Origin of the sequence: Candidatus Acetatifactor stercoripullorum (genome assembly GCF_944382095.1) — a bacterium.
Lineage (GTDB): Bacteria > Bacillota > Clostridia > Lachnospirales > Lachnospiraceae > Acetatifactor > Acetatifactor stercoripullorum.
On sequence record NZ_CALWMU010000026.1, the window covers coordinates 1 to 13,646 of the forward strand.

General features: G+C 50.7%; 11 protein-coding genes and 1 pseudogene. 10 read left to right on the forward strand and 2 right to left on the reverse strand.

Annotated elements, in window-relative coordinates; genetic code table 11:
* Positions 1–161: 161 nt before the first annotated feature.
* The gene (locus tag SHK35_RS08940; protein WP_318709518.1) at positions 162–983 is read right to left on the reverse strand and encodes a CAP domain-containing protein; all 822 of its coding nucleotides are present in this window, start codon (positions 981–983) and stop codon (positions 162–164) included.
* A 213-nt stretch (positions 984–1,196) separates the two neighbouring features.
* On the opposite strand from SHK35_RS08940, the gene SHK35_RS08945 reads away from it, so the two are divergent.
* On the forward strand, positions 1,197–2,186 hold the full coding sequence (locus SHK35_RS08945; protein WP_318702517.1) for a hypothetical protein: 990 nt from the start codon (positions 1,197–1,199) through the stop codon (positions 2,184–2,186).
* 46 nt (positions 2,187–2,232) lie between these two features.
* Complete coding sequence (locus tag SHK35_RS08950) at positions 2,233–3,117, forward strand: TPM domain-containing protein (protein WP_318709519.1); 885 nt, start codon at positions 2,233–2,235, stop codon at positions 3,115–3,117.
* A 137-nt stretch (positions 3,118–3,254) separates the two neighbouring features.
* Here the strand turns inward: SHK35_RS08950 and rpsT are convergent, their stop codons facing one another.
* Complete coding sequence (gene rpsT / locus SHK35_RS08955) at positions 3,255–3,518, reverse strand: 30S ribosomal protein S20 (RefSeq protein ID WP_318702513.1); 264 nt, start codon at positions 3,516–3,518, stop codon at positions 3,255–3,257.
* Between the two features lie 176 nt (positions 3,519–3,694).
* Between rpsT and gpr the strand changes: the two genes are divergently transcribed.
* The 8 genes and pseudogenes from gpr (at position 3,695) to dprA (ending at position 13,638) form a co-directional block, all read left to right on the forward strand.
* A complete protein-coding gene (gpr, locus tag SHK35_RS08960) occupies positions 3,695–4,609 on the forward strand; it encodes a GPR endopeptidase (protein ID WP_318709520.1) in 915 nt (304 codons plus the stop codon).
* Between the two features lie 158 nt (positions 4,610–4,767).
* The gene (locus tag SHK35_RS08965) at positions 4,768–6,072 is read left to right on the forward strand and encodes a stage II sporulation protein P (protein WP_318709521.1); all 1,305 of its coding nucleotides are present in this window, start codon (positions 4,768–4,770) and stop codon (positions 6,070–6,072) included.
* Positions 6,073–6,138: 66 nt separating this feature from the next.
* Positions 6,139–7,956, forward strand: a complete 1,818-nt coding sequence (lepA, locus tag SHK35_RS08970) for a translation elongation factor 4 (protein WP_318702510.1) — start codon at positions 6,139–6,141, stop codon at positions 7,954–7,956.
* Positions 7,943–9,106, forward strand: coding sequence for a radical SAM family heme chaperone HemW (gene hemW, locus SHK35_RS08975; protein WP_318709522.1), 1,164 nt, complete (start codon positions 7,943–7,945; stop codon positions 9,104–9,106). Before lepA ends, hemW begins: the two co-directional genes overlap by 14 nt.
* Before the next feature lie 60 nt (positions 9,107–9,166).
* On the forward strand, positions 9,167–9,808 hold the full coding sequence (gene sigK / locus SHK35_RS08980; protein ID WP_318709523.1) for an RNA polymerase sporulation sigma factor SigK: 642 nt from the start codon (positions 9,167–9,169) through the stop codon (positions 9,806–9,808).
* A 77-nt stretch (positions 9,809–9,885) separates the two neighbouring features.
* Positions 9,886–10,773, forward strand: a pseudogene (locus SHK35_RS08985) (type IV pilus twitching motility protein PilT); the annotation flags it as partial.
* Between the two features lie 137 nt (positions 10,774–10,910).
* Positions 10,911–12,500 carry a YifB family Mg chelatase-like AAA ATPase gene (locus SHK35_RS08990; protein WP_318709525.1) on the forward strand — a complete coding sequence of 530 codons (1,590 nt, stop codon included), beginning with the start codon at positions 10,911–10,913 and terminating at the stop codon, positions 12,498–12,500.
* Positions 12,490–13,638, forward strand: a complete 1,149-nt coding sequence (gene dprA / locus SHK35_RS08995; protein WP_318702504.1) for a DNA-processing protein DprA — start codon at positions 12,490–12,492, stop codon at positions 13,636–13,638. The genes SHK35_RS08990 and dprA overlap by 11 nt, the downstream gene beginning before the upstream one ends.
* The last annotated feature ends 8 nt before the right edge of the window (positions 13,639–13,646 follow it).

A 13,646-nucleotide genomic window follows, 5' to 3' on the forward strand; every position in this document is an offset into this window, starting at 1 on the left:
AGCGGATTTTTTTCTCACAACGCAACCTTGCCGATTCCAGGAGCAACTAAGACTCCTGCAGATGACAAACAATTCTGGCGATTTGTGATCGAACCCCCTTTTGCCCCTGTTTATGTACTTACCGCCGCATGGATGATGCCATAGCGGCGGCTTTGTCTTGTTTAATAGGTAAACAGCTGGGCCCAATAGTGAGTGCTTCCCTTCTGATAATGTCCAACGCCGATAGTAGTAAACCTTTCATTCAGGATATTGGCCCGGTGCCCGGCGCTGTTCATCCAGGCATTTACCACCTCCTCGGGAGAACGCTGTCCCCAGGCAATGTTTTCTCCTGCGCCCCTATAGGAAACATTCTGCTCCTTTAAAGCAGTGGAGAAGCTGCTGCCGTTGGGCCTGGTGTGAGAGAAGGAGGTTACGATTTCCTCAGCCCGCACCTGGGCCGCCGCCTGAACGTCCAACGCCATAGCCAGCGGAGACAGGCCTTCCTTTGCACGCTCTTCATTTACAAGACGGATTACCTGTTCTGCGTAGGAGAGGTTCTCGCTGTCCTCAGATTCTATGTCATTGCCTGGCTTGTCCGTTTCGGGGGAATCTGTGCCACTGCCTGGCAGACTGGTGTCAGGCGTTTCCGCCTCGTTGTCTGGCAGATTGGCATCAGGTGTGTCTGTGCCGTCATCCGGCAGACCGGCGTCAGGTGAGCCTCCATTGCTGTCCGGCAGGTCTGCTTCGGGGATGTCTGTGTCGCTGCCCGGCAAATCCGTATCGGTTTCCGGAAGGGAGGGATTGACAGAAGGGAAGCAATCCTTCCATTGCTCCAGCAGAGAGGACAGGTCACAGTTTTCCTGATAGGAAATCACGATGCGGTTTCCGTTTTTGGAAATTACAGTATTTTTCCAGCCGTTTCCGGCAGCCTGTGCGGTCAGTGTCTGGCTTCCCAGCGCAGCTGTGGACAATAGGGCTGCAGTAAGCAGTGTAAGTTTTCTCATAATGTCTCCTTTCAAATGTTTCACATATGTTAAAAATATTACATAAATGTTACATAAAAATCATAATATAAAATTTGAAAATTGCAACATGCAATATCTGGAAGGGATAGGATAACATATTCATTGCTTCTAAAATAAAATTTTGTTATAATACTACTCATATGAATAATTATACACCTGCAGCAATAGATACATAAGAGAGGGGAGTGCGATATGGTTTTTAAATGTAAAAACTGCGGCGGCAATGTGATTTACAGTCCTGAAAGAAAGGGGATGTATTGTCCATTCTGCGAGAGTGAAAACAGTGAGGAAAAGAAAGAGTTTCCGGATCAGGACATGAAGATTTGTCCAAACTGCGGCGGTGAAGTGCCCGTGCAGGAGCATACCAGCGCATCACAGTGTCCTTACTGTGACAATTATCTGATTTTTGATCAACGGATTGAAGGGGAGTACGAACCAAAAATAATGATTCCCTTCCGTTTTGGAAAAGAAAAGTGTAAGGAATCCATCCGGGAGAAGTTTAAAAAATGTCTGTTTGCTCCCACGGATTTTCTTTCCGAAGCGCGTTTAAACGGCATGCAGGGCACTTATGTTCCTTTTTGGTTTTTTGATTACGACGTAAACTGTGATTACAGTGCAGAGGGCACTCGTGTGAAGAGCTGGACAACAGGAAACACGCAGTATACGGAAACTTCCTATTATAATATTTTCCGAAATATGGATGCGGATTTTGAAAATATTCCGGTGGATGCCTCCGTAGATATGCCGGATGATGTTATGGATCTGATGGAGCCCTACAATTACAGCGAGCTTATGCCCTTTAAGCCGGAGTATCTCTCGGGATTTTATGCGGAAAAATACAATATGACCGCAGATATCGCCCAGAACCGTGCGAAGCAGAAGATGAATGAGGATGTGGGACAGATGCTGTCACAGAGCTATTCCGGTTACAGCCATGTGACGGTGCGGAAGAACAACATTCAGGTAAAGCGGGAGGAAAACCGATATGGACTGCTTCCTGTGTGGAAATACATATACCGGTATCAGGATAAGGATTATCCCTTCTATGTGAACGGGCAAAACGGCAAGATTGTAGGCGCGGCCCCCATCTCAAAGAAAAAGGTGTGGAGCTATGCGGGGACCTTGTGGCTGTGCCTGACGCTGATTTTGGGCATGATAAACGGCATTATATATCTGGTGTAGCAAGCATCGGCTTTTATCATTTTAAAATGTAGGAGGGAATGCCGTTTTGGGACGGCAGAAAAGAAAAATGGATAAAGATATTAAGAAAGAGGCGCTCAGACAATACATACATTATTTTCGTTTTTGGTTTATTGGGATTTTAGTGCTGGCAGTGGTGCTGGCGGGGCTGTTTATCGCCGGGCTGGTGATTCCAAAGGCTCCCAGAAAAAATCAGGAGGCGCCTCAGGAAAGGGTTTTTGATTATGCGGATGTGCTGACGGATGAGGAAGAGCAGCAGCTTAGAGAGCAGATTGCAAAGGCGGAGCGGAGGCATCAGATTGATATTGTGCTGGTGACCATAAAGGAGGATGTGGAGCAAAACGGATACTGGGAAACCCAGATGATGAATATCGCCGATGACTTTTATGATGAGAATGCTTTTGGCTATGACAGAGTACACGGGGATGGCATTCTGCTTTTGGATAACTGGTACGAGGGACAGGAGGGAAGCTGGCTTTCCACCTGTGGAAGGGTGTACGAAAGCTTCAGCACCCGGGACATTGACAGAGTGCTGGATGCTGTCTATGAGAAGGTGGAGGAAAATCCCTTTGAAGGATACAAGGCATACGTGGATGAAACCTGCAGGCTGTATGGAAACAAAGTGGGAGTGAGCATTCCCTTGGGCGTGATTTTGGTGGTTCCGCTGGCTGCGGCGTTGATTTACGCACTGGTTCATTTAAGACAGGAGAAGGCGAAGGACACTACAACGGCCACATCCTTTGTGGAAGGAGGAAAGCCCCGGATGAACGACAGCAGAGACGAGTTTGTTCGAAAGAATGTGGTGACCCGCAGAATCCAGACAAGCAGCTCTGGCGGCGGACGAAGCGGCGGAGGGGGAGGACACCGAAGCAGCAGCGGCGTCAGACATGGCGGCGGCGGAAGACGCAGATAGCGCGTAGCAGACAAAAGAAGGATATGAAAAGAATGAAAGAGCGGCAGAAGACATAAGCCTTGCTGCCGCTTTTGAGTGCCTGAAAAAAACGCCTATACCGCGGTATAGGCGTTTTGAAATCTCAATATGTTAAAAAATTAAGCCATCTGATTTACAGCCTTGCTGATGCTGGAAACTTTTCTTGCCGCATTGTTTTTGTGGTAAACACCCTTGCTGGCAGCCATTTCGATTACTTTGGTAGCAGCAGCAAGCTCTGCCTTTGCAGCTTCCTTATCGCCGGATGCAACTACGGCATTTACCTTCTTGATCGCTGTTCTGACGCGGGATCTGATGGCTTTATTTCTCTCAGCGTTTGTGCGGTTTACTAAAATTCTCTTCTTTGCGGATTTAATGTTAGCCAAGTCATACACCTCCATTTGTATAGATTATATAATTTGTTTGAAAATGTTTCACTTTAGCCAGACACGGAGGACTAACGTAAACATACTATTGTAGTGTAGTCAATTTTTGAGGGTTTGTCAATACATATTTTCCTGATTTTTGTAAAAAATATGAAAAAAAGCGAAAGGATAGGCTTATGGGGAATTTTCAGGTAAGGACAGACCTGGCGCTGGAGGCCAGGGAGAGCATCAGTGAGGCAGACAGCGAGCTGCGGGGGGTCCGTGTGGAGGAGTACTATTTGGAGGAGGAGGATATTCAGGTCACAAAGGTCATGATAGAAACGAAAAATGGGGCCAAGGCCATGGGAAAACCCATCGGCACCTATGTGACCATGGAGGCGCCTGCCCTTGTGGAGCCGGATGAGGATTATCACCGGGAAATCTCAGAATGTCTGGCCAGGGAGCTTGAGGAAATGATACCTGATTCGGAGAAAGAGCAGTCCGTGCTGGTGGTGGGATTAGGCAACAGGGAGGTTACGGCGGATGCTTTAGGGCCCCAGGTGGTAGACAATCTTTTTGTGACCAGGCATATTATAAAAACCTACGGAAAAGCGGCATATAACTGTAGCAGGATCAATACCATCAGCAGCATTGAGCCTGGAGTTATGGCCAAAACGGGAATGGAAACTGCTGAAATCATAAAAGGAGTAATTCATGAGACGAAGCCGGATGTGCTGATTGTGATAGACGCTCTTGCAGCGCGCAGCACAAGGCGTCTTAACAGAACCATACAGATTACGAACACGGGGATACAGCCCGGCTCAGGGGTTGGCAACCACAGAAACGCCCTGACTCAGGAGAGCCTTGGAGTCCCTGTGATCGCCATTGGAGTACCCACGGTGGTGGATGCGGCTACCATAGTGGGAGATGCTTTGGAGAAGCTTATGGGGGATGACAGTGAATTTGACGGATTGAAATATATGGGGCAGCATCGCCTGGCCTTTGCGGAGCTGAATAATATGTATATGACGGGAAAGGATATCGATGCGGTGATTAAGCGGGTAAGCTTTACCATTTCTGAGGGAATCAATATTGCACTGGAGAAGGAATAGGATGTTTTCATCCGGCATATATATAAAACAGCTCTAAGGAAAGGGAGTGCTGAGCCGTAAAAGGAAGAAAAAACGCAGCCAGTCCCGCTGTGTGGTTGGCGGGGCTGGCTTTCGTGTGCCTGTTTCTTTTGTCCCTGGTACGAGATTTTGGAAAAGATATGGAAGAAGGACAGGATGTGGAGACGCAGGCTTCTCTGGGAGAGGAGCTTTTGCATATGGCGGGAAGAGAAATCGGAAACGCATTGTACCGGCAGTTTGTACCGGCGTTTGCCTTTGTGCAGGAAAACGCCGGTGATACTTCGGGAATTTTTCAAAAACAGGTAAATTCCCTTATGCCCTTTTGCCTTTATGCTCAGGAATACGGTTTTTACGGGGATACCCAGAGTATTCCCGGCACGCAGGAATCCCTGTCACTGGAAGAAATTCTGCTGGCGGAGTCCCGGGAGGGAAGCGGGGATATGGCGGATGGCGGAGAATTGGAGGCGGGTGAGGGGGAAGGACAGGCAGGAGGGGAAGCCCTGCCGGAGGAAGAAGGGGGAGAGACACAGGACGCAGAAATGTCGCTGGATGAACTGCTTCGGGCGGAAAATGAAGCGGCCATGGAGGCGTCCCAGGCCCTTGCAGAACAGGAAACGGGGCAGCAGTTTATTCCCCATGCCCTTAAAAACCCTGTGGATTCCCAGATGCTTCAGGATTATGAGAGTCTTGTGCAGAATTTTTATACCATTGACAGCAATACCATGGCGGGCAGCGACCAGCTTGACGCAAAAAAGCTTCTGGAAAAGGACATGAGCATAGAAAAGGAAAGCGCAGGGCCGCAGATACTGATCTTTCATACTCATTCCCAGGAAACCTTTGCGGATTCGGTCCCTGGGGATGAGAGCACCTCTATTGTGGGGGTGGGGGACCGCCTGGCAGACATTCTTACACAGCAGTATGGATATCAGGTGCTCCACCATAAGGGGCAGTATGATGTGGAGACCAGAGATGACGCCTATTCCAACGCCCTTCCGGCCATTGAGCAGGTGCTTGCGGAAAATCCTTCTATTGAGGTGGTGATTGATTTACATAGAGATCAGATGGCGGAGGAGACCAGGCTGGTCATGGACTTGGATGGCAGACCTACCGCCCGTTTCATGTTTTTTAACGGCCTTAGCAGGACGAAGAAAACGGGGAATATTTCTTATCTGTATAATGAAAATCAGGAGGAAAACCTTGCCTTTTCCTTTCAGATGCAGATGGCGGCGGTTCAATACTATCCGGGACTTACCAGAAAAATATATTTAAAGGGCTATCGCTACAATATGCACTTAAAGCCCCGTTATCTTTTGGTGGAGCTGGGGGCGCAGAACAATACGGTGGAGGAGGCCATGAATGCCTGTGATCCGCTGGCGCACATTTTGGATCTGGTGCTGAGCGGGCAGACGAGGCAGCAGACGGACAGTCTGCTTGCGCCTGAATAGACTGGACAATGCCTGTAAATTCTGTTAAAATCTAACTCAAATTGTAACGGTTGGAGAGGAATACAAATGGCAGCAGTAGATCAAAGCAAAATACGGAATTTTTGCATTGTGGCGCATATAGACCACGGGAAATCCACCCTGGCGGACAGAATTATCGAAAGGACGGGACTGCTTACCAGCAGGGAGATGCAGGATCAGGTCCTGGACAATATGGAGCTGGAAAGAGAGAGGGGCATTACTATAAAGGCCCAGGCGGTGCGTACGGTTTATAAGGCTAAGGATGGGGAGGAATATATTTTCAATCTCATCGACACCCCGGGGCATGTTGACTTTAATTATGAAGTGAGCCGTTCACTGGCGGCCTGCGACGGAGCCATTTTAGTGGTGGACGCCGCCCAGGGCATTGAGGCCCAGACTCTGGCGAATGTGTATCTGGCTCTGGATCACGATCTGGATGTGTTTCCTGTAATCAATAAGATTGATCTGCCCAGCGCACAGCCGGAGCGGGTGATTGAGGAGATAGAGGATGTGATCGGCATTGAGGCCCAGGATGCTCCGTTGATCTCCGCCAAAAACGGCGTGGGCATCGATGAGGTTTTGGAGCAGATTGTAAAGAAGATACCGGCCCCGTCGGGGAGCCCTGACAACCCTCTTAAGGCTCTGATTTTTGATTCCCTTTATGATTCCTACAAGGGCGTGATTATCTTTTGCCGTATTATGGAGGGCACTGTCAAAAAGGGCACTGTGATACGGATGATGGCCACGGGTGCAAAACAGGAGGTAGTGGAGGTGGGGTACTTTGGCGCGGGACAGTTTATTCCCTGTGACGAGCTGAGCGCCGGCATGGTGGGCTACATCACGGCCTCCATCAAAAATGTGAAGGACACCGCAGTGGGAGATACGGTCACCGATGACAACCGCCCCTGTGCGGAGCCTCTTCCGGGCTATAAGAAGGTGCAGTCCATGGTGTACTGCGGCATGTATCCGGCGGATGGGGCAAAATATCCGGATCTGCGGGACGCGCTGGAGAAGCTTAAGCTGAATGACGCTTCCTTAAACTTTGAGCCGGAGACCTCCATAGCCCTGGGCTTTGGCTTCCGGTGCGGTTTTTTAGGACTTTTGCATCTGGAAATCATCCAGGAGCGTCTGGAGCGGGAATACAATTTGGATCTGGTGACCACTGCCCCGGGCGTTATCTACAAGGTGCACAAGTCAAACGGAGAGGTGATAGAGCTGACCAATCCCTCCAACCTGCCTGACCCGTCGGAGATTGCTTATATGGAGGAGCCCATTGTCAGTGCGGAGATTATGGTGACCTCGGAGTTTATCGGCTCCATTATGGAGCTGTGCCAGGAGAGAAGAGGAAAATATCTCGGCATGGAGTATGTGGAGGGCACCAGAGCACTGCTAAAATACGAGCTGCCCTTAAATGAAATTATCTATGATTTCTTTGACGCGTTGAAGTCCCGTTCCAGAGGATATGCTTCTTTCGACTATGATATCAAGGGGTACGAGCAGTCCAATCTGGTAAAACTGGATATTTTGATCAACCGTGAGGAGGTGGATGCGCTGTCCTTTATTGTGCATGCGGATTCCGCCTATGAGAGAGGACGGAAAATGTGCGAGAAGCTGAAGGATGAAATTCCGAGGCATCTCTTTGAGATTCCCATTCAGGCTGCAGTAGGCGGGAGGATCATAGCCAGAGAGACGGTAAAGGCCATGAGAAAGGACGTTTTGGCAAAATGCTACGGCGGCGACATCACCCGGAAAAAGAAGCTTTTGGAGAAGCAGAAGGAAGGCAAAAAGCGCATGCGCCAGATTGGCAACGTGGAGATTCCCCAGAAGGCGTTTATGAGCGTGTTGAAGCTGGATGACAGAAAATAAAAAACTGGAATTATATTTTCATATTCCCTTCTGTGTGAGAAAATGCCTGTACTGCGATTTTTTGTCAGCCCCGGGAACCCGGGCCCAGATAGAGGCCTACATGGAGGCATTGCTGACAGAGACAAGAAAAAGGGCAGGAGAGTACACAGACAGGACGGTGACCAGTATTTTTCTGGGAGGGGGCACGCCCTCTGTGGTGCCTCCCCAAAAGATACAGGAGCTTATGGATACTGTAAGGGGGAGCTTTCGCCTGTCTAAGGATGCGGAAATCACTATGGAGGTAAATCCCGGCACGGCGGATGCGGAAAGACTTGCCGCCTATTATGAGGCCGGAATCAACAGGCTGAGCATTGGCTTACAGTCTGCAGATGAAAAAGAGCTTTCAGCCCTTGGACGGATACACAGCTTTTCGGATTTTCTGAACATCTGGGAGGCGGGACGAAGGACTGGCTTTTCCAATATGAGTGTGGACCTTATGAGCGCCATTCCGGGCCAGACCATCGCTTCTTGGAGGGAGACTCTCTTAAAAGTCCTTTCCCTGAAGTATCCTCCTGAGCATATCTCGGCCTACAGTCTCATTGTGGAGGAGGGAACGCCTTTTGCATCCCTTCAAAAGGAGGGACGGCTTCCCTTGCCGGATGAGGACAGCGAGCGCCTGATGTATGAGGAGACGGGGCGCATTCTGAGAGAACACGGATATGAAAGGTATGAGATATCCAATTATGCGAAGCCTGGCTATGCCTGCCGTCATAACTGTGGGTACTGGCAGAGAGAGGATTATCTGGGGCTTGGGATTGGCGCGGCGTCTCTGGTGGACAATGTGCGGTTTCAAAACGGCCGTGATCTGGACCGCTATCTGGAGGCTCCTCTGGGCTGCAAGGAGGGGGTGCAGAGCCTTTCTGTCACAGAACAGATGGAGGAATTTGTGTTCCTGGGGCTGCGTATGATACGGGGAATCAGTCCCCTTGCATTTGAAAGGACCTTTGGCGTGTCCATGGAAAAGGTTTATGGGCCTGTCATTGAAAGAAACAGAAAAGACGGCCTGCTTTACTTTCGGGAGGATGAGGAGACGAAGGAGGGGAGGCTGGCTCTCACGGAAAGAGGCCTGGATTTGAGCAACTACTGCATGGCGCAGTTTTTGCTCTCGTGACAGGCACCGGAGACGGAGGTTTTTCATAGACTATTGTAAAGAGAAATCCAGGGGGGTATTTTGAAAACATTTCAAAAACCTTTAACCTCAGGAGAAGAAGCCGAGTATATCCGGCTGCTGCAGGAAGGCACCCCCGTAGAGGCCCGGCGGGCCAAGGAGATTCTGATAGAGCGAAACCTTCGGCTGGTGGCGCACATTGCCAAAAAATATCAGAATGTAGACGAGGATATGGAGGATTTAATATCCATCGGCTGCATTGGACTGATCAAAGCGGTAGATACCTTTGATGCGGGAAAGGGACGGCTTGCCACCTACGCCTGCCGCTGTATAGACAATGAGCTGCTGATGCTGCTGCGCAGCAAAAAGAAAACCTCCCGGGAGGTTTCTTTATTTGAGCCCATTGGCCAGGATAAAGAGGGCAATGAGATACATTTGGTGGATGTGATCGAACAGCAGCAGCCGGATATCGTTGACAGCATGGAATTTCACAGCAATCTCAGGAAGCTGTTTGTGCTGTTAGAGGAATGTCTCACAGACAGGGAAAGGGAGATATTGATTTTACGCTATGGGCTGGACGGAAGGCCGGAGGCTACCCAGAATGAGATTGGCGAAAGGATGGGGATATCCCGCAGCTATGTGTCCAGAATCGAAAAAAAGGCACTGCAGAAGCTGAGAGACGCTTTTTGCTTGTCAATCAGATAGAGCCGGGGTATAATAAATCCGTAAGGAAGATTTAAGAGGCTGGGCAGAGTCATTCCAAAGAGACAGGAGAAGAGCATAAGATGCCAGAGATAGAGGAAATTTTAAAGGCGGCTAAGGAGGCCGGGGCAAGCGATGTACATTTGACAGTGGGGATTCCACCGAAAATGCGCATAGACGGCGGACTGGTTTCCATGGCTTATCCGAAGGTGCTGCCTGCAGACACACTGGATGTACTGGTGAATATCATGACGCAGCAGCAGAGAGAATATTTTGAGGAGCATGGAGAATGTGACCTGTCCTTTTCTATTTCAGGATGCGGGCGCTTTCGGGTGAATGCGTATAAGCAGAGGGGATCGGCAGCTTTGGCCTTCCGGCTGGTGGGGGCCAAGGTGCCTGCCCTGGAAGAACTGGGAGCGCCGGAATGCCTGGCAGACCTCTGTGCAAAGAAAGAGGGTATGGTGCTGGTGGCAGGACCGGCCGGGAGCGGAGCTTCCACCACGCTGGCGGCTTTGGTCGACCAGATAAACGAAAGCCGCCAGGTGCATGTGATCACTCTGGAGGAGCCTATAGAATATCTTCATCAGCACAAAATGGCCATGGTAAATCAAAGGGAGATCGGAACAGATTCCGATACTTATCTAAGCGCCCTCAGGGCGGCTCTGCGGGAGGACCCGGACGTGATCCTGATAGGGGAGCTGCAGGATACGGAAATCATTGAGCTTGCCATTCATGCTGCTGAGACAGGGCATTTGGTTTTGTCCTCTCTGCATGCTGGAAACGCAGACTGCGTGGTGGAGCGCATTGTGGAGAAATTTCCGCCGGCCAAACAGCGGCAGATAAAAATACGCCTTTTGCATGTGCTGGAGGCGGTGGTTTTCCAGGAACTGGTGCCTGTTTCCGAAAACGGAGGGAGGACAGCGTCCTTTGAAGTGCTAAAGGGTTCCCTTTTAGGGGAAGATGTCTAAAAAGCAAGGCAGGCCTGCATCTTGCCTTGCCGCATCTGTTTTTCTATCATAATCATACATAATCACTATATTTCCACATTATTTTCTGAGATTTTTTCATTCTACAATCCTATTTTATATTCCAAAGGAGGAGAAAAATGTATAGCATGATTCAATCCGGCGCTCTGCATGGAGTGCAGGCTTATCCCGTCTGTGTGGAGGTGGATATTGCAGCCGGGCTTCCGGGCTTTTCCCTTGTGGGTTCCTTAAGCGGCGAGGTGCGGGAATCCAAAGAACGGGTGAGCGTGGCGCTGAAAAACGCGGGTCTGCGCCTGCCGCCCAGCCATATCACGGTAAATTTGTCCCCGGCAGACTGCCGGAAGGAGGGAACGGCCTTCGACCTGCCCATAGCTGTGGGAATCCTGCAGTCCATGGGAGCTTTTAGGGAAAATCCCTGTTCCGCAGAATTGATTGCAGACACGCTCTTTTTAGGGGAGCTTGGGCTGAACGGAGAGGTAAAGAAGGTTCGGGGTGTGCTTCCCATTGTGAGAGAAGCAGCCCGAAGAGGAATTTCAGAATGTGTGGTTCCTGCGGCAAACGCCTTAGAGGGAGCGGTGATTCCGGGGATAGCGGTCCGGGGAGTCAGCCATATCAGGCAGCTTTTGGATTATCTGAAAGGTGCAGGCAGCGAGGAAGAAAAGGAACGGCTGCTGCCAAGAGCGCAGGTGGATTTAAAGGAAATCTTCCGGGAAGGGGCGGACGATGGGGAAGAGGACTTTGCGGAGGTGACAGGGCAGGAGACTGCAAAGCGGGCGGCTGAAATTGCGGCCGCCGGCTTCCATAACCTTTTGATGACGGGGCCTCCCGGAGCCGGAAAGTCCATGATTGCAAAAAGGCTTCCGGGAATCCTTCCCCCGCTTACGCTGGAGGAAAGCCTGGAGGCCACTGCCATTTCCAGCGTGGCGGGAACGCTTCCGGAGGGAAGCGCTCTTGTCACAAAAAGACCCTTTCAGAGTCCCCATCACACCATTTCCCACACTGCCCTGATCGGCGGCAGCTTCCTTCCCAGACCGGGAATCATTTCTCTGGCCCATAGGGGTATCTTGTTTTTGGATGAACTGCCGGAGTTTCGCAGACAGGCGCTGGATGGCCTGCGCCAGCCGCTGGAGGAACGAAGGGTGCAGATCGCAAGAGTGGGAGGAAATCTCTCCTATCCCAGTAATTTTATGCTGGTCTGTGCCATGAATCCCTGTCCCTGTGGATATTATCCGGATAGAAACCGCTGTAAATGCACCCAATTCCAGGTAAACAAATACCTGGGAAGGATTTCCGGGCCTGTACTGGACCGGATGGACCTTTGTGTGGAGCTGCGTCCGGTGGAAATTGGAGGACTCCAGGGAAAGCAAAAGGGAGAGAGCAGCAGGGAGATCAGAAAACGGGTGATGAGGGCAAGAAAACGCCAGATGAAACGGTTTGCCGGAAGCGGCTGCCGGTTTAATGGGGATATTTCGGCGGCGGACATGGACAGGTATTGTCCTCTGGGAACTGCTGAAAAGAGACTTATGGAGGAGCTTTACCGAAGCTTAAGGCTCAGCGCAAGGGCTTACCACAGAATTTTAAGGGTGGCAAGAACCATTGCGGATTTGGAGGAGAGGGAAGCAATCGAGGAATCACATATTTTAGAGGCTTCCTTTTTTTGCCCTGCAAAGGGCAGTTGGAAGGGATGGGAGGATGCAGATGGGGATTGAAATGGAAGGAAAGGACGAGACGGAGCGGGCTTATATGCTTTGGCTGTGCAGCCTGCCCGGAATTGGAAACGTAAGAGGAGAAAGGCTTTTGAACTTATGCGGAGGAAGCGCCCGGAATCTGTATCATGCTCCCGGGGAGCTTTGGAGTAAAGTGGTGGGAGAAAAAACCTATGAAAAGGCAAAGGAGTTTACAGAAGGGTGGAAGGTGCAGGAGGAGTATGAGAAGCTGCGGGAGAAGGGCATTGGGTTTGTGTGTCGGTGTGAGGATACATACCCGGAGCGGCTTCGTAATATTCCGGACGCGCCTCTGGGGTTATTTTACCGGGGGAGTCTGCCAAAACAGGACGTCCCTTCCGCTGCGGTGATCGGGGCCAGGGATTGCTCCGAATATGGAAGCTATGTGGCCAGAGAGCTGGGACGGTTTCTGGGGGAGAGGGGTGTTAATGTGATCAGCGGAATGGCACGAGGGATCGATGGCATCTGCCAGTCTGCGGCACTGGAAAGGGGAGGAGCCTCCTTTGGGGTGTTAGGCTGCGGCGTGGATATCTGTTATCCCCGGGAGAACCGCAGGCTGTATATACAGCTCTCCTCTCAGGGCGGCCTTCTTTCTTCTTATACGCCGGGAACGGAGCCCAGACCGGGGAATTTCCCGCCGCGGAACAGAATTGTCAGCGGTCTGGCGGATGCGGTGGTTGTGGTTGAGGCCAGAAACAAAAGCGGTACGCTGATTACGGTGGACATGGCCTTGGAGCAGGGAAAAGAGGTCTATGTGGTTCCGGGCAGAATCACGGACAGATTAAGCGACGGCTGTAACAGTCTGCTGAGACAGGGAGCCCGGGTTTTTCTGTCCCCGGAGGACTTCTGGGAGGAGCTGTCGCGGGATTTTCACAGGAAAAATCCGAAATATGCGCTTCGGGAGAGGAGAGTGGAAGGGGGAAAGAAGGAGAGGGAGCTTGTGCCTGAACTTCAGCAGATTTGGGAGGCTTTGGATTTTACGCCCAGAACATTGGAGCAGATAAAGGACAGAATATCTTTTTCCTGTAGTGTGGGGAGTCTTGGAGCCATGCTGATGGTTTTGTGTATGAAGGGATTTGCAAGCCAGGTAAGTCCCGGGTATTTCTGCGCGGCAAAGCGCTGAAAGCAGCC

What these genes read in the sequence shown, in the direction of transcription:
- SHK35_RS08965 (WP_318709521.1), top strand. Translation starts at nt 4,768, where the DNA reads ATGGAAGAAGGACAGGATGTGGAGACGCAGGCTTCTCTGGGAGAGGAG.
- SHK35_RS08990 (WP_318709525.1), top strand. Translation starts at nt 10,911, where the DNA reads ATGTATAGCATGATTCAATCCGGCGCTCTGCATGGAGTGCAGGCTTAT.
- SHK35_RS08945 (WP_318702517.1), top strand. Translation starts at nt 1,197, where the DNA reads ATGGTTTTTAAATGTAAAAACTGCGGCGGCAATGTGATTTACAGTCCT.
- dprA (WP_318702504.1), top strand. Translation starts at nt 12,490, where the DNA reads ATGGGGATTGAAATGGAAGGAAAGGACGAGACGGAGCGGGCTTATATG.
- gpr (WP_318709520.1), top strand. Translation starts at nt 3,695, where the DNA reads ATGGGGAATTTTCAGGTAAGGACAGACCTGGCGCTGGAGGCCAGGGAG.
- hemW (WP_318709522.1), top strand. Translation starts at nt 7,943, where the DNA reads ATGACAGAAAATAAAAAACTGGAATTATATTTTCATATTCCCTTCTGT.
- SHK35_RS08940 (WP_318709518.1), bottom strand. Translation starts at nt 983, where the DNA reads ATGAGAAAACTTACACTGCTTACTGCAGCCCTATTGTCCACAGCTGCG.
- lepA (WP_318702510.1), top strand. Translation starts at nt 6,139, where the DNA reads ATGGCAGCAGTAGATCAAAGCAAAATACGGAATTTTTGCATTGTGGCG.